This is a genomic window from Microbulbifer guangxiensis (assembly GCF_021729075.1).
GTDB lineage: Bacteria > Pseudomonadota > Gammaproteobacteria > Pseudomonadales > Cellvibrionaceae > Microbulbifer > Microbulbifer guangxiensis.
The window spans coordinates 374,403-388,428 of the sequence record NZ_JAJSAQ010000004.1 but is presented as its reverse complement, the minus strand read 5'-3'; the positions used below and the strand labels follow the sequence as shown (position 1 = coordinate 388,428).

General features: G+C 61.1%; 20 protein-coding genes. 15 read left to right on the top strand and 5 right to left on the bottom strand.

The genetic code is table 11. The features are described from left to right. The first annotated feature begins 32 nt into the window (after positions 1 to 32). From hisI to LVD12_RS11315, 6 genes are read left to right on the top strand one after another with little or no spacing between them, the layout of a single operon-like run. Positions 33 to 449 (top strand): phosphoribosyl-AMP cyclohydrolase, encoded by a 417-nt coding sequence (gene hisI, locus LVD12_RS11340; protein ID WP_439651344.1) that lies wholly within the window; start codon positions 33 to 35, stop codon positions 447 to 449. Further along, positions 442 to 798, top strand: a complete 357-nt coding sequence (locus LVD12_RS11335; RefSeq protein WP_237067823.1) for a phosphoribosyl-ATP diphosphatase — start codon at positions 442 to 444, stop codon at positions 796 to 798. Before hisI ends, LVD12_RS11335 begins: the two co-directional genes overlap by 8 nt. 49 nt (positions 799 to 847) lie before the next feature. Next, entirely contained in the window at positions 848 to 1,114 is a 267-nt protein-coding gene (gene tatA, locus LVD12_RS11330; protein WP_237067822.1) for a Sec-independent protein translocase subunit TatA, read from the top strand. Between the two features lie 15 nt (positions 1,115 to 1,129). Continuing rightward, positions 1,130 to 1,648, top strand: a complete 519-nt coding sequence (gene tatB, locus LVD12_RS11325; protein ID WP_237067821.1) for a Sec-independent protein translocase protein TatB — start codon at positions 1,130 to 1,132, stop codon at positions 1,646 to 1,648. Next, positions 1,645 to 2,388, top strand: coding sequence for a twin-arginine translocase subunit TatC (gene tatC / locus LVD12_RS11320; protein ID WP_237067820.1), 744 nt, complete (start codon positions 1,645 to 1,647; stop codon positions 2,386 to 2,388). The genes tatB and tatC overlap by 4 nt, the downstream gene beginning before the upstream one ends. 12 nt (positions 2,389 to 2,400) lie before the next feature. Beyond that, entirely contained in the window at positions 2,401 to 2,568 is a 168-nt protein-coding gene (locus LVD12_RS11315; protein ID WP_237067819.1) for a hypothetical protein, read from the top strand. Between the two features lie 30 nt (positions 2,569 to 2,598). Here LVD12_RS11315 and LVD12_RS11310 read toward each other — a convergent pair whose 3' ends face one another. The 3 genes from LVD12_RS11310 to LVD12_RS11300 form a co-directional block, all read right to left on the bottom strand. Beyond that, the gene (locus LVD12_RS11310) at positions 2,599 to 2,727 is read right to left on the bottom strand and encodes a DUF3149 domain-containing protein (RefSeq protein ID WP_237067818.1); all 129 of its coding nucleotides are present in this window, start codon (positions 2,725 to 2,727) and stop codon (positions 2,599 to 2,601) included. A gap of 124 nt (positions 2,728 to 2,851) precedes the next feature. Continuing rightward, positions 2,852 to 3,241, bottom strand: coding sequence for an MliC family protein (locus LVD12_RS11305; protein ID WP_237067817.1), 390 nt, complete (start codon positions 3,239 to 3,241; stop codon positions 2,852 to 2,854). Positions 3,242 to 3,295: 54 nt separating this feature from the next. Continuing rightward, the gene (locus LVD12_RS11300) at positions 3,296 to 3,553 is read right to left on the bottom strand and encodes a hypothetical protein (RefSeq protein WP_237067816.1); all 258 of its coding nucleotides are present in this window, start codon (positions 3,551 to 3,553) and stop codon (positions 3,296 to 3,298) included. A gap of 33 nt (positions 3,554 to 3,586) precedes the next feature. On the opposite strand from LVD12_RS11300, the gene LVD12_RS11295 reads away from it, so the two are divergent. Beyond that, a complete protein-coding gene (locus LVD12_RS11295) occupies positions 3,587 to 4,756 on the top strand; it encodes an aminopeptidase (protein WP_237067815.1) in 1,170 nt (389 codons plus the stop codon). Here the strand turns inward: LVD12_RS11295 and dtd are convergent. Next, the gene (dtd, locus tag LVD12_RS11290; protein WP_237067814.1) at positions 4,663 to 5,100 is read right to left on the bottom strand and encodes a D-aminoacyl-tRNA deacylase; all 438 of its coding nucleotides are present in this window, start codon (positions 5,098 to 5,100) and stop codon (positions 4,663 to 4,665) included. The two genes, LVD12_RS11295 and dtd, sit on opposite strands and share 94 nt — an antisense overlap. A gap of 90 nt (positions 5,101 to 5,190) precedes the next feature. Beyond that, complete coding sequence (locus LVD12_RS11285) at positions 5,191 to 5,442, bottom strand: hypothetical protein (RefSeq protein WP_237067813.1); 252 nt, start codon at positions 5,440 to 5,442, stop codon at positions 5,191 to 5,193. Between the two features lie 76 nt (positions 5,443 to 5,518). Between LVD12_RS11285 and LVD12_RS11280 the strand changes: the two genes are divergently transcribed. The 8 genes from LVD12_RS11280 (at position 5,519) to LVD12_RS11245 (ending at position 13,751) form a co-directional block, all read left to right on the top strand. Further along, complete coding sequence (locus LVD12_RS11280; protein WP_237067812.1) at positions 5,519 to 6,553, top strand: SDR family oxidoreductase; 1,035 nt, start codon at positions 5,519 to 5,521, stop codon at positions 6,551 to 6,553. Positions 6,554 to 6,662: 109 nt separating this feature from the next. Then, complete coding sequence (locus LVD12_RS11275) at positions 6,663 to 7,256, top strand: DNA-3-methyladenine glycosylase I (protein WP_237067811.1); 594 nt, start codon at positions 6,663 to 6,665, stop codon at positions 7,254 to 7,256. A 69-nt stretch (positions 7,257 to 7,325) separates the two neighbouring features. Next, on the top strand, positions 7,326 to 8,168 hold the full coding sequence (locus LVD12_RS11270; RefSeq protein WP_237067810.1) for a mechanosensitive ion channel family protein: 843 nt from the start codon (positions 7,326 to 7,328) through the stop codon (positions 8,166 to 8,168). Further along, complete coding sequence (locus tag LVD12_RS11265; protein ID WP_237067809.1) at positions 8,161 to 8,664, top strand: MgtC/SapB family protein; 504 nt, start codon at positions 8,161 to 8,163, stop codon at positions 8,662 to 8,664. Before LVD12_RS11270 ends, LVD12_RS11265 begins: the two co-directional genes overlap by 8 nt. Before the next feature lie 124 nt (positions 8,665 to 8,788). After that, positions 8,789 to 10,699 (top strand): DUF885 domain-containing protein, encoded by a 1,911-nt coding sequence (locus tag LVD12_RS11260; RefSeq protein WP_237067808.1) that lies wholly within the window; start codon positions 8,789 to 8,791, stop codon positions 10,697 to 10,699. A gap of 146 nt (positions 10,700 to 10,845) precedes the next feature. After that, positions 10,846 to 12,003, top strand: a complete 1,158-nt coding sequence (locus LVD12_RS11255) for a PQQ-dependent sugar dehydrogenase (RefSeq protein ID WP_237067807.1) — start codon at positions 10,846 to 10,848, stop codon at positions 12,001 to 12,003. A 113-nt stretch (positions 12,004 to 12,116) separates the two neighbouring features. Further along, positions 12,117 to 12,884: a hypothetical protein gene (locus tag LVD12_RS11250; RefSeq protein WP_237067806.1), complete on the top strand. Its 768-nt coding sequence runs from the start codon at positions 12,117 to 12,119 to the stop codon at positions 12,882 to 12,884. A 114-nt stretch (positions 12,885 to 12,998) separates the two neighbouring features. Continuing rightward, positions 12,999 to 13,751 carry a VIT1/CCC1 transporter family protein gene (locus LVD12_RS11245; RefSeq protein ID WP_237067805.1) on the top strand — a complete coding sequence of 251 codons (753 nt, stop codon included), beginning with the start codon at positions 12,999 to 13,001 and terminating at the stop codon, positions 13,749 to 13,751. Positions 13,752 to 14,026: the final 275 nt, after the last annotated feature.

The window sequence follows — 14,026 nt, the reverse complement described above, 5'->3', positions numbered from 1 at the left end:
GCGTCCGTGAGCCACCTACAATCAAGAGATACGTGACAGGCAAAGCAGTGACAGAGGTTTCGACAACACAGGATTTGATCGACGCCGTACGTTGGAATGACGACGGGCTGGTACCCGCCATTGCGCAGGATGCCCGCAGTGGCCGCGTCCTGATGATGGCGTGGATGAACCCTGAGTCACTCCAGCTGACCGCCCGCGAGGGGCGGGCGGTCTACTGGTCCCGCTCGCGCGGCAAACTCTGGCGCAAGGGTGAGTCCTCCGGCCACGAGCAGCGGATCTGCGAGATACGCCTCGACTGCGATGGCGACACCCTGCTGCTGCTGGTTGAGCAGCGTGGTGGAATTGCCTGTCACACCGGCCGCACCAGCTGCTTTTACCGGGTACTGGAGCAGGGCCAGTGGCGGGTCAACCAGCCAGTCATCAAGAATCCGGACGACATTTATGAATGACCTGCTGCGTGAACTGGATGCGGTACTCGACAGCCGCAAGCGCTCCGGCGATGCGGAGGCGTCCTATGTGGCCAGCCTGCACCGCAAGGGGCTGAACAAGATTCTCGAGAAGGTCGGCGAGGAGGCCACGGAAGTGATCCTCGCGGCGAAGGACGCCGAGCGCAGTGGCGACCGCGAGGCGATGATTGCCGAGACTGCCGACCTCTGGTTTCACTCCCTGGTGATGCTTTCTCACCTGGGGGCGGATTCACAGGATGTATTGCGCGAATTGGGGCGCCGTTTCGGCCTCTCCGGCTTGGAAGAAAAAGCCGCTCGCACGGCCACGCAGGAGCAAGGGCAACAACAATAGCGAACGGCGCCTACGGCACCGAAACAACTGGATCTTGAAGGAGTAAGTTATGGGTTTTGGCGGTATCAGTATCTGGCAGCTGCTTATCATTCTGGTGATCGTGCTGCTGCTTTTCGGCACCAAGCGGCTGAAAAATCTCGGCGGTGACCTCGGTGGTGCCATCAAGGGCTTCAAGAAAGCCATGAAGGATGAGGACAAGGCCGGCGAGGACGATGAGGGCAAGACCAAGGAAACCAAGCGCCTCGAACACGATGAGGCGGACAAGCCCAAGTCCGAGTCTACACAGCAAAAAGACAAGCAGTCCCAGGACAAGTAAGCCGAGAGCGCGCGCGTGTTTGATATCGGTTTTTTCGAGTTGCTGCTGGTCGCTGTCGTCGGTCTTCTGGTGGTGGGCCCGGAGCGCCTGCCGGATGCGGTGCGCACCACGGCCCGCTGGTGGTCGGGCCTCAAGCGCACGCTCCACAATGCGCGCGAGGAGCTCGAGCGTGAAGTGGGTGCCGATGATATCCGCCGCGAACTGCACAACGAGCGGATCCTCCGCGAGCTGGAAGAGAGTCGGCGCGAACTGGAGGCGTCAGTGCGCGAGCCTCTGGCAGAGAGCCAGCCCAAAGGGGAAGAGATCGAGTTGCCGGAAACCTCCCGCGCCGAGGCCTCCGACTACCTGCCGGAGGACGAGCGGCAAATGGGCGACTCGGAGCACCTGCCGGAGGATGAGGAGGAACTGGAGGATCCCGAGTACCCCGAGCACCTGCATGATCACGGTGATCCGGAGTTCAACCCCGATCATCCCGATCATTTCAAAGACCAGGACGAGCGACGCTCACCCAGGGACGAAGACAAATCTTCATGAGCGAACAGCAACATCAGCCGTTTATCGACCACCTGATCGAACTTCGCGATCGTCTGCTCAAGACGTTGCTGGTGGTGGTGGTGATTTTTGTCTGCATGGTGCCGTTCGCATCGCAGATTTATGACTTCGTTGCCGATCCGCTGCAGGAGCGCCTGGTCGAGGGCGCAGGCATGATCGCCACCGAGGTGACCTCGCCATTTTTCACCCCGTTCAAGACCACCTTTATCCTGGCGTTTTTCCTCGGCATTCCCTATGTGCTGTACCAGGCCTGGGCTTTCATCGCCCCGGGCCTTTATCAAAATGAAAAGCGCCTGGCCATGCCGATCCTGGTTTCCAGTGTGGTGCTCTTTTATGCCGGCATGGCATTCGCCTATTTCGTGGTGTTCCCGATCCTGTTTGATTTTTTCATCAGTTCTGCCCACTCCGATATCAAGGTTCTGCCGGATATCAGCCGCTACCTGGATCTGGTGCTGAAGCTGTTCTTTGCCTTCGGTTTTGCTTTCGAAATACCCATCGCGACCGTGTTGCTGATCTGGAGTGGTGCCGTCGATGCAAAGACCCTGGCTTCAAAGCGCCCCTATGTCATCGTCGGCTGTTTCCTGGTGGGCATGCTGCTGACACCGCCGGATGTCATTTCCCAGTCGCTGCTGGCGATTCCCATGTGGTTGCTGTTTGAGCTTGGAATCCTGATCGGCCGCTGGATCAAGCGAAAGCCGGCGCAAGAGGAGACGGATGGCTGAGACCGGCATTGCGTGCCGCCGAAGCTCGGTCCGGCGCCGTTCGAACCCGGTATCAAGACGCTGCCGTTGACCCGGGGCGAAATCATGGCGAACCCGGAAGCGATCCGGCAGGCACTGCTGTTCCTGCAGCGCGGTCACTTTACCGGCGCTACCGCAGAAGCATTCGCCTGCGGTTACTGAGAGGCTCATCACCCGTTATCGGGCCGGGGCTCACGCGCCCTCGTGCATCTTGCGCAATACCATGCGGGTCATAAAGGTCGCCATCAGGCACACAAAAGCGATGATGCCGAGGCTGAGAAGGCCAGAGAAGCTGGTGAAAAGGTCGATAAGTGCTGCCATGATGCTCGCTCCAACAGTGGTCATTGAACACAACCAGTGTAGGGCCGGGCCGCAGGCGCCAATTGACCTGGATCAACCGTCGTTCAATCCGGGCTGTTCTGCAGGTGGGGTCAGGCCAGTGCGCTCAGGAGCGGGTTTCGCCTGTGGCGCCATGCTGAATGCTCTGGCAGTCGTACAGGATCACCTCAAATTCCCGTTCGCCACTCTTGCGAAGGGAGAGCGCGGCGGAGTCTTCCTTGGTATGCCAGCGATAGTCCGGGTGCCCCTTGTCGGCGACAAACAGGACACCGGAGGCTGCCGGTTCCTGGTGCATGGGGACCAGCTTGTTATCGAAGGTCAGCATGGCCATCGAAGGGCCGCTCTCCGGCTTGCCATATTTGACCTGCAGCCGAGTGCCATCGCCACACTCATAGTTGACGGTGCGTATCTGGGTGTCGATCTGGCGACTGCCGCCCTCGCAGCCATGGAGGAGGGGGACAGCCAGCAGCAGGGTGGCAGAGACACGGCGTAGCATGAACGATCCAGTGTATTGTCTTGCAAAAGTTACCCGGCTTTGAGCACGGGAAAGCTAAAAAATTCCCGCTATGCTGATGAAAACCAGCGCGCCGAGGACCAGGTAATAGATCTCCCGGTGCCGCTGCCACTGGGGCGCCAGGCCAATCAGGGCTATCGGCGGCAGGAAAAGGGCGGCGAGGCCGAATAGCGTGCCTTCGCGAAACCCGGCCAGGATCAGGCGCAACCAGCCGATGACGGCGAACACCAGCGCAAACACCGTCAAGACGGCGGCCACGGGTGGTATTCCATTGGCGGCGGCTGCCGGTTCCATGGCTGCCCTCCCTGAAACTGACCAGAAGAATGAATGGATCACCAATTGTATAGCAGCAGGGAGCACAACAAGGGCATTTGCGGATGGCGCCTGCTTGCCGTCCTGCTCATCACCACCGCGCTCGGCGGCTGCGAGACAGCGGGATATTACGCCCAGGCAGCCACGGGGCAAATGCGCATCCTCGCGGCGCGGGAGCCGATCGAAAAAATAGCCACCGCCGAGGATACCGACGACAAGCTCCAGCAGCAGCTGGCGCTGGTGCAGGCAATCCGGGCATATGCCGCCGGAGAGCTGAAGTTACCGGTGGGGCGGGCATACGGCGCCTACGTCAAGCTGGAAGACGACTATCCCATCTGGAACGTGCTGGCGGCGCCGGAATTTTCTCTCAAGCCCCGGCGCTGGTGCTATCCCATCGTCGGCTGTGCCAGCTACCGCGGCTATTTCCGCAAGGATTGGGCACGAAACAAGGCGCAGGAATTGGCTGCCGACGGGTTCGATGTCTATCTGGGCCCGGTGCCGGCCTACAGCACACTGGGCTGGTTCGATGATCCGGTCATGTCGAGCTTTGTGCACTGGCCACCGGAGCGGCTGGCGGGGCTCCTGTTTCATGAGCTGGCCCACCGCCGGGTATATATCTCTGGTGACACCCAGTTCAACGAGAGTTTCGCCACGGCGGTGGCACAGCTGGCCCTGCCGGACTGGCGCCGTCGGCAGGGAATCGACGGGCCTGCGGCCAACCGGATTGCCGAAGCAAAAGCGGTCAATGCGCTGATGATGACTACCCGGCGCCAGCTGGAGGCGATTTACGACAGCGACCTGCCGGTGGGAATCCAGCGCCAGCGCAAGGAAGAGACCCTGTCGCGGCTGCGGGCATGCTATCGGGCGCTCTCCGCCGGCTGGGCCTACCCGGATCGCTACAAGGCCTATATCGACAAAACCAACAACGCGACCCTGGCCCTGGTCTCGGAGTACCAGACCCGGGTGCCGGCGTTTCAGCAGCTCTATCGGCAGAGCGATGGCTGGGAGGACTTTTACCGTGCCACCGAGCGATTGGGTAAGCTGGACAAGAAAGAGCGAGACCGGCGACTGGATGCACTGGCGTCTGCCTATCAGGACTCCAGCAGGAACGTCACCGGTCCGTCGTTCAACAGCGAGACCTGCATGTCGGCGGCGAATATGCCGCAGGCAACCGGGGACAGCTGAGCGCGGGCACGCTCGACGAAGTAGTCGTAGAGCCCCTCGGCCTGTGCGGGGCTGGCACCCTTGCTGAAACTGGGCCGCAGGCCCCGCGCCGTATCGGCAACGAGGGTGAACTGGCTGACCACCAGCAGGCCGCCACCAGCCTGCTGCACATTGAGGTTCATGCGTCCGCTCTCGTCGCCGAACACGCGATAATGCAACACTTTCTGCAGCAGTTTGTCGGCTGTAGCGCGGTCATCGCGGGCCTCTACACCGAGTAGCAGTAGCAGACCGCGTTCAATGGCGCCGACCGTTTTCCCGTCCACGTCCACCTGGGCGTGCCGCACCCGCTGAATCAACCCCTTCACTACACGATCTCCTTTGATCCCGCTGCCCTGTGGCGCGGGCCGGTAAAATGCCCTAGGTTACCCAACTGTCCGTGGATAAAAAACTCGAGCTCACGGCATCAGGAGCAGTGGATGGTATTGGCGATCATCGTGCTGGATGGCTGGTCGATGAAAAATTTCCGCATGGAAAAAGTTCTGGCGTGCGGTCGAAAAAAACTGGCCCGCAGTTAATTCCCGGCAGGCGACGGCGTTGCCGTGCCCGGGTGAGCGCTGAAATGGCAAGTCGGTTGCCATCGGCTTGGTTGCAATAAGTACCCGCTTGCGTTGGTATGGCATGGGGCGGACTTCAAGAATTTCCTTCAAACCGGTTTTTGCTGGAAACTGACGGAATCGCCCTTCAGTTTTCCAGCGACTGTCACGTTTTCGAGGTTACTCCAGCATGAAACACGCCTTCGTCACCGGCGGTACCGGGTTTCTCGGCGCCAACCTGATCGAGCAGCTCATTGCGCAGGGGTGGCGGGTTACCGCCATGCACCGGCAGGGATCGGATACCCGGTTGGCGCAGTCCCTCGGTGCTCACCTGGTGCCCGGAAGTCTCGGTGATATGGGCTCCCTGGAGCGGGCGGTGCCGGAGCAGGTGGATGCGGTGTTTCATGTGGCGGCGAATACCAGCATGTGGCGCGGAGGCCGCGCGCAGCAGTGGCGGGACAACGTCGAGGGCTCGGCCAATCTCGCCCGGGTCGCACGCCGGAAGCAGGCCGGTCGCATGGTGGTGACCAGTTCCATTTCCGCTTATGGCTATCAGGATCAACCCATCGATGAGGAGAGCCCGCAGCTCGCGGATGACCCGCGTTATGGCTATCTCTACACCAAGAAGCGGGCGGAGCTGGCGGTGCGTGAGGAAATTGACCGGGGCCTGGATGCGGTTTTCCTGAATCCCTGTGCGATCGTCGGTAAATATGACACCAGCAGCTGGGCGCAGACATTTTTCCTGATCCTGGACGATCAGTTGCCGGGGGTGCCACCGGGCAACGGCTCATTCTGTCACGCTGCGGAAGTGGCCAGGGCGCACATCGCGGCTTTCGAAAAGGGCCGGACGGGTGAGAACTACATCCTCGCCGGCATCGATGCCAGTTTCCTCGAGTTCTTCGGCACCATTGCCCGGCTGCTGGGAAAGCCGGTCCCCCGGCGCACCACGCCTGCCGCCGTGATTCATCTGGTGGGGCAGGTTTCCGATTTGCTGTCGCGTGTTACCGGCAAGGAACCGCGGATTACCCCGGAGAAGGCGGCGCTGATCACACGGCGGGTCACGGCCAGCTGCGAAAAGGCACGACGGGAGTTGGGCTACCGGGGCGATGTTCCACTGGAAACGATGCTGCAGGAGAGTCGCGACTGGTTGATCGGGCAGGATCTGCTGCCGGCCAACGTGGCGAAAATCACTGTGAAGAAAGAAACCGGGGAGGTGTCGGCGTGAACCGCGGCAATATTATTTTCCTGCTGGTGATGACCCTGTTAGTGCTGCAGTTGATCCAGCATTACTTCTTTTCTGGTGCCCAGTAACAGGCCGGATCCGGAGCAACGTCATGGGTGAAAACCGCTGCGACTGGTGCCTGTCCACACCGCTCTACCGGCAATACCACGATGAGGAGTGGGGCCGCCCGGTCACCGACGATGCCCGGCTGTTTGAGTTCCTTATCCTCGAGGGGGCCCAGGCTGGCCTGTCATGGATCACGGTACTGAACAAGCGGGAGAACTACCGCCGCCTCTTCGACGGTTTCGATGCCGAGCGCATCGCCCGCTATACCCCGGCGAAGATCGAGCGGTTGCTGCAGGATCCCGGCATCATCCGCAACCGTCTGAAGGTGGAGTCGGCGGTCAAGAACGCCCGCGCCTATCTGGCCCTGCGCGAGCGCGGGGAGACTCTGTCGGATTTTCTCTGGCAGTTCACGGACGGCCGGGTGCTCGTCAACCGGCCGCACACCATGGCCGACGTGCCGGCCACCACGCCGGTGTCCGATGCCATGAGCCGGGCGCTCAAGAAAGCGGGTTTCAGCTTTGTCGGTTCCACCATCATGTATGCCCATATGCAGGCGACGGGCATGGTCAATGACCACCTGCTCTCCTGCCCGGGACACCGGCAGTGCGTGGACGAGGCGCGGGCAAAAAACCTACTCTGAGCCGCTGCGGCAGTCGGTGAGATGACGTATGCTGCGGGGCTTACGTCCATCGAAAAAGGAGGGGTACCAATGGACCTGCAACCGCTCATCGAACAGTACTGGCCGCTGATCAGCGCCGGTGCCCTCAAACTCGGCAGTGCGCTGCTGATCCTGCTGTTGACCTATATCGCCGCACGCCTGGCCCGCCGTGGCGTCCGGCGACTGTCCGGCCGACTGGATGCCACCCTGATCCCGGTGCTGAGCAACATGGTGGTGTGGGCGGTATACGTCATCGGTGCGCTGGTGATCCTCGATCGCTTTGGGGTCAATACCACGAGCCTGGTCGCGCTGCTGGGTGCCGCCGGTATCGCCGTCGGCCTGGCCCTGAAGGACACGCTGCAGAACATCGCCGCCGGCTTCATTCTGCTGGGCCTGCGTCCGTTCCGGGTCGGAGACACCATCCAGTTCGGTGACACCATGGGGACGGTGCGCGAAGTGGGGCTGTTCACCACCCGTATCGACACGCCGGACGGGCTCTGTATTTCTGCGCCCAACAGCAATGTCTGGGGCCAGAACCTGATCAACTACACCCGCAACGCCACACGCCGCATCGAGATCATTGCCAGCATTGCCTACCGCGACGATATCGACAAGGGCATGGCAGTCCTGCGCCAGCTGGTGGCCGATGAGCCGCGTATCCTGCCGGACCCCGAGCCCAGCTTCGCCGTGCGCGCACTGGCGGACAGCTCGGTGAACCTGCACATGCGAGCCTGGGTCCGCACCGAGGAGTACTGGGATGTCTACTGGTCCCTGATGAAGCAGCTGAAACCGGCACTGGAACGCGAGGGACTCAGCATTCCCTTCCCGCAGCGGGAGCTGCATATCATCAATCAGGTGGCAGAAAAGCCAAAAGAGAAAGCTGTACATGAATGAGTTTTTTGCCGTGGCCCCCTTGAGCTGGCCGGGCATCCTCACCGCCATGGCCTGCGCCGGTGCCATCGGCCTCGAGCGCCAGCTGCGGGGCAAGCCGGTGGGGATCCGCACCTCGATCCTGATCGTGCTGGGCACCTACGCCTTCACCGCCCTGGCTATGTCCATCGGCGGCGGTGCCGACCGCGCCCGGGTACTGGGGCAGGTGATCACCGGTATTGGCTTCCTCGGCGCCGGGGTCATGCTGGCCCGCGACGGTGTGGTGGTCGGGGTGACGTCAGCCGCCACCATCTGGGTACAGGCGGCCATCGGCACACTGATCGGCTTCGGATTTACCGGCACCGCCGTGGTGCTGGCCGGGCTGGTGATCTTCGTGTTGCTCGGGGTCGATCTGCTCGAGAACTATTCCTCCCTGCTGACGCGGGGCGTCCATGCCCGCTACCAGCGCTGGCGGCGCCGGCGAACGCTGGTGCCCGGGGGTGATCCCAGCGAGAGCTGATCGCGCCGGATGCTCGCTTTGGCGCACAAGGGGTAGGCGTCCGGGGCGTTGCAATCGACTCCTCCGCGGTTTCGTGTCAAAGTAAGCGCCGTTTTTCTGTGCATATTTTGAGCGAGGCACCAAGATGCGAACCAAGCTGCATAGCCCACTAATCCCCAGCCTGCTGGCTCTGGCCATCCTGAGTGGATGCCAGGGTGAGGATCCGAATCAGGCTGCCGATGCTGCGCAACAGGCCCAGAGCGCCCAGGTCTCCGAGGCCGCCACCCCGGCAATGGACCCGGCCGCCGATCCCGCGGCAGAGACGGCGCGCCTGACAGAGTGGTTTAACCAGCGCTATGAAGAGCAATTACAGTTCAGCCCGATGCAGCTCAGTTACCTGGGCCGCAAGGATCTGTACGACCAGATCGACGACATGAGTGAAGCGGCGGATGCCCGCGAGCTGGCCTGGAAGGCCAAGACCGTCGACGAGCTGAAGAACAACTTCGACTACGACAGCCTCACCGAGGCCGGCAAGGAATCCTACGACCTGTGGATTTTCCAGTACGAGCAGGCCAAGGCGGCTGAGCCGTTCAAGCGCCACTCCTATTTTGCCGGCGAGCTGGGCGGCCCGGAGGCCTCCCTGCCCAACTTCCTGATCAATATCCACAAGGTGGAGACCGAGGAAGACATGCAGGCCTATATCGCCCGGATCGACGGCATCAGCCGCGCCATGGGCCAGATGCTGGAGCGCGCCCAGCTGTCTGCCAAAGATGGCATCCGCCCACCGCGTTTCGCCTATGACCTGGCGATCGAGCGAGCGCAGAAAGTCTCCACCGGTGCCCCCTTCGACGGTGAGGGCGAGGCGCCCATCTATGCCGATGCCAAGGGCAAGATCGAGTCACTGAAGAAAGACGGCAAGATCAATGATGAGACCGCGGCGCAGATGCTGGCGCAGGTGGAAAGCAGCCTGCAGGAAAGCTTCAAACCGGTGTATGACCAGTACATCGCCTGGCTGAAAGAAGATCGCGAGAATGCCAGTGAGGAGCCGCAAGGTGCCTCCAGCCTGCCGAACGGTGAGGCGTACTACGACAATCGCCTGGCCAACTACACCACCACCGAGCTCACCGCTGATCAGGTGCACGAGATCGGCCTGATGGAAGTGGCCCGCATCCGCAAGGAAATGGAGGCGATCAAGGAGCAGGTTGGCTTTGAGGGCAACCTGCAGGAGTTCTTCACCTTCATCCGCACCGACGACCAGTTCTACTACCCGAACACCGACGAGGGACGCGAGGGTTACCTGGCCGAGACCCGCGGTTTCCTCGACGACATCGAGAAGAAACTGCCGCAGTATTTCGGCATTCTGCCGAAGGCGAAGCTGGTGGTGAAACGGGTTGAGCCATTCCGCGAAGTGCCTGGTGGTGCCCAGCACTATCAGTCCGGCACCCCGGATGGCTCCCGCCCGGGTACCTACTACGTGCACATGTCCGACATGAGCGCCCTGTCCACCACCGATATGGAGACCGTGACCTATCACGAGGGCAGCCCCGGCCACCATATGCAGATCTCCATCGCGCAGGAACTGGAGGGTATTCCGCAGTTTCGCACCCAGGCGCACTTCACCCCCTACATCGAGGGCTGGGCACTTTACTCCGAGAAGCTCGCCAAGGAGATGGGTCAGTTTGAAGATCCGTACAAAGACTTCGGCCGTCTGACCGCCGAAATGTGGCGTGCCATCCGCCTGGTGGTGGATACCGGCATGCACGCCAAGGGCTGGACCCAGGACCAGGCAGTGGAGTATTTCCTCGAGAACTCTGCCATTCCGGAGAGCGCCGTGCGCTCCGAAGTGCGTCGCTACCTGACCCTGCCGGGCCAGGCCACTTCCTACAAGATCGGTATGCTGAAGATCGAGCAACTGCGTGAGCAGGCGAAGAAGCAGCTCGGCGACAAGTTTGACATCCGCGGCTTCCACGACACCGTGCTGGGTGGCGGTGCACTGCCGCTGCCGATGCTGGAGAAGCGGGTTAACCGCTGGGTCGCCGACGTCCAGCAGGGCTGATCGAAAACGCGCCTCGTTGCGTAAAGAGAGCCGGGCATCCGCCCGGCTTTTTTGTGCCCGCATAAAAAGTGCACGCTTTGTGTTTTGACCGGCGGCCTATTAGCATCCGGGGCAGCAATCACTCTTCAGCGAAGGAGATCTGACACATGAACCGATTGGCCAAATTCCTCAGCCGGTCTCTGGCAGTGCTGGCACTTGCCACCGGCACTGCGGCAACGGCCGCTGAGGTGGTGGAGGAGCGTATCGATACCGACAAGCAGGATTTCCGCATCGTGCGTCTGGTTTCCGGCCTGCACCACCCCTGGGCAGTGGCACAGCTGCCCGATGGCCGCTTCCTGGTGACCGAACGCCGGGGGCGGTTGGCGCTGGTGGAGGATGGCAAGGTCACCTACCTGGAGGGCGTTCCAGAAGTATCTGCGGTCGGCCAGGGCGGCCTGCTGGATGTGGTACTGCACCCGCAGTACGGCGATGGCGAGCACGACTGGATCTACCTCAGCTATTCCAAGGCCGCGGATTCCAACAGTGGCAAAGAAGGTACCGCCACCGCCATGGGGCGCGCGAAACTGAAGGGCAATTCACTGACCGGGTTCGAGGAGCTCTTCGTGCAGGACCGCTTCTCCCAGCCAGGCCGCCATTATGGTTCGCGGTTGGCCTGGCGTGAGGACGGTACCCTGATGATGACCATCGGTGATCGCGGCGTGGTGCGCGAACGCGCCCAGGATATCGAGGACCATGCCGGCAGTGTCCTGCGGCTCACGGGTACAGGCGCTGCCCCGGCCGACAACCCCTTTGCCGGGGACAAGCGCGGCCTGGACGAGATCTTCAGTTACGGTAACCGCAATATCCAGGGCCTGGTGGTTACCGGTAATGACCAGGTTTGGGCCAGCGAGCACGCGGCACGCGGCGGCGATGAGCTGAACCTGATCGAAGCCGGCAACAACTACGGCTGGCCCAAGGCAAGCCGTTCCAGGGAATACAGCCGCGACGAAGCCATCGGTAAGCCTTCGGTACCGGGTGTGCAGCAGCCGAAGCACTACTACGAGGGGCGCTTCGCACCGTCCGGCCTGGCCCAGGTGGACAGTCGCCTCTTTCCCGCGTGGCACGGCAACCTGCTGGCCGGTGGACTGGGCAGCGAGAAACTCCTGCGCATCGTCATTGATGGCAGTGAAGTCAAGGGCACCGAAGTGTTGCTCGACGGGCAGCTCGGCCGCATCCGCGATGTGCGCCAGGGTCCCGACGGCTATATTTACTTGCTGAACGACCAGGGCGATGCAGGCCTCTATCGTCTGGAGCCGGTGAAGTAACCGACCGATCCAGTGGGGATCGCCATAATAGGCCGGGCAATCCCGGCCTTTTTTATACGCGATGTCCCGACCTGACACAGGGTGTCGACATGAATTTTTACAGGGGAAACCGGATGCAACCGATCAAGCTGATGACCTTCCTGCTGACGTGCCTGCTGGTGCTGCCAATGGCATCTGTGGCCGAAACCCAAAGCACGGATATTGTCGTACGGGCCAAGTCCAAGGATGCCAAATTTATCGGCACATCCATGGGCGGCGCCATGGTCCGGATCCGCGATGCGGAGAGTGGCGAGATCCTCGCCGAGGGCCTGACCGAGGGCAGTACGGGCAATACCGACCTGATCATGAAGGAGCCCCATCGCCGCCATCAGTCCATCGCCGAGGGTGCTGCGGCTTTTCGCGCGTCGCTGGAATTGAGTGAGCCGGTATTTGTGACGGTCGAGGTGCTGGCTCCCTACATCAAGAAGCAAGCCCGCGTCGCCGCACAGACACAGGTCTGGCTAGTCCCTGGCAAACATCTGGATGGTGAGGGCCTGGTCGTGGAGATACCGGGATTGGTAGTGGATGTCCTGAGCCCGCAGACCCACCGCTATACGGCTCTGGCCGATGCGCCATTCGAGGTTCGCGCCAATGTGGTCATGATGTGTGGTTGTCCGATCAGTGACGGTGGCTTATGGGACGGCAGCAAGATGGAGGTGGCAGCGCTGGTGAAAAAAGATGGCCGCGACTTCGCCAACATTCCACTGTCCCTCGCCGACACCAATACCTTTACCGGAGAACTCAAGCCGGATAGTCCCGGGGTCTACCAGGTACTGATTTATGCCCACGACCCGCGCACGGGTAATACCGGTGTCGACCGGGTCAGCTTTATCGTCAGATAAGATTCTCAGGTTTTTCAGCGGTCGGCGCAGGATGCCGGTCGGACAAGGGGTGCTTCTGGCCGGTGTCATCGGCTTGGGGCATTTTCCGGAAGCCAATCAGGGAGGTAATCGGCGTTGAAAAAAGGGGAAACGGAGACCCTGATCCGTTCACACCGGCGGGAAAATATAGCCCGCCGCCTGCGCCAGCCGCCGCCTTCCCAGAATACTTCTGATTTTGTTCTGGGTGCCATCGACGGTTGCGTGACCACATTCGCTATCGTCGCCGGTGGTTTCGGGGCGGGCATGTCTGCGGCAGTGATTCTGATCATGGGGCTTGCCAACTTGATTGCCGACGGCTTCAGCATGGCTGTCAGTAACTATGAGGCGGTCAATGCCCAGCGTGAATTTGTCGATGCCGCCAGGCGCACGGAAGAAGAGCATATCGTCAAGGTGCCGGAGGGTGAGCGCGAGGAAGTTCGGCAGATTTTTGCCCGCAAGGGCTTCCACGGAGAGACGCTGGAGAAAATCGTCTCCACCATCACCGGCAACCGCAAACTGTGGATCGAAACCATGCTTAACGAGGAGTATGGGATCGGCCAGGCAGAGGGCGACCCGGTTCGCTCCGCGCTGGTCACTTTTTTTGCATTCGTGCTGGTCGGAGCTGCCCCTCTGCTTCCGTATCTTGTGCCAGCGATCGAACTCAGCAGCCAGTTCCTGATCAGTACCACGCTCGCCGGGATGATGTTTTTCCTGATTGGTATGGCGAAAACCATGGGTAGTGAACGGAGTGCGCTGTTCTCGGGAGTGAAAACATTACTGCTGGGCGGTGCCGCGGCAGCGCTTGCTTACCTCACCGGATGGCTGTTGCGGTCTTTGCTCATGGGTTGACGTTATTGAATGTGGGACAACCGATAACAGTGAATTCATTAGTCCCAGTGCCGATAACCCTGGCGGTGACCGCGGTCGCGTTCGGGTTGTCGGAAAAAAATATCTACTATCACATGCGCCAATAAAGACTCACCTACGGCGCTCTGACTGATCCGGATTAGCCCTTTCGGGGTTATTTCTCAAAAATTCTGCAGCGCTCACAGTTTTTACTTTCCTGAAAGCCGGTCGTGATCCGCCCTCGATTAAGTGCCGTACCCCCGAAGCACAAACCATCA

Coding starts and splice junctions, on each gene's coding strand:
- LVD12_RS11335 (WP_237067823.1), top strand. CDS start 442: ATGAATGACCTGCTGCGTGAACTGGATGCGGTACTCGACAGCCGCAAG.
- tatA (WP_237067822.1), top strand. CDS start 848: ATGGGTTTTGGCGGTATCAGTATCTGGCAGCTGCTTATCATTCTGGTG.
- tatC (WP_237067820.1), top strand. CDS start 1,645: ATGAGCGAACAGCAACATCAGCCGTTTATCGACCACCTGATCGAACTT.
- LVD12_RS11310 (WP_237067818.1), bottom strand. CDS start 2,727: ATGGCAGCACTTATCGACCTTTTCACCAGCTTCTCTGGCCTTCTCAGC.
- LVD12_RS11305 (WP_237067817.1), bottom strand. CDS start 3,241: ATGCTACGCCGTGTCTCTGCCACCCTGCTGCTGGCTGTCCCCCTCCTC.
- LVD12_RS11300 (WP_237067816.1), bottom strand. CDS start 3,553: ATGGAACCGGCAGCCGCCGCCAATGGAATACCACCCGTGGCCGCCGTC.
- LVD12_RS11295 (WP_237067815.1), top strand. CDS start 3,587: ATGGATCACCAATTGTATAGCAGCAGGGAGCACAACAAGGGCATTTGC.
- LVD12_RS11280 (WP_237067812.1), top strand. CDS start 5,519: ATGAAACACGCCTTCGTCACCGGCGGTACCGGGTTTCTCGGCGCCAAC.
- LVD12_RS11275 (WP_237067811.1), top strand. CDS start 6,663: ATGGGTGAAAACCGCTGCGACTGGTGCCTGTCCACACCGCTCTACCGG.
- LVD12_RS11270 (WP_237067810.1), top strand. CDS start 7,326: ATGGACCTGCAACCGCTCATCGAACAGTACTGGCCGCTGATCAGCGCC.
- LVD12_RS11265 (WP_237067809.1), top strand. CDS start 8,161: ATGAATGAGTTTTTTGCCGTGGCCCCCTTGAGCTGGCCGGGCATCCTC.
- LVD12_RS11260 (WP_237067808.1), top strand. CDS start 8,789: ATGCGAACCAAGCTGCATAGCCCACTAATCCCCAGCCTGCTGGCTCTG.
- LVD12_RS11255 (WP_237067807.1), top strand. CDS start 10,846: ATGAACCGATTGGCCAAATTCCTCAGCCGGTCTCTGGCAGTGCTGGCA.
- LVD12_RS11250 (WP_237067806.1), top strand. CDS start 12,117: ATGCAACCGATCAAGCTGATGACCTTCCTGCTGACGTGCCTGCTGGTG.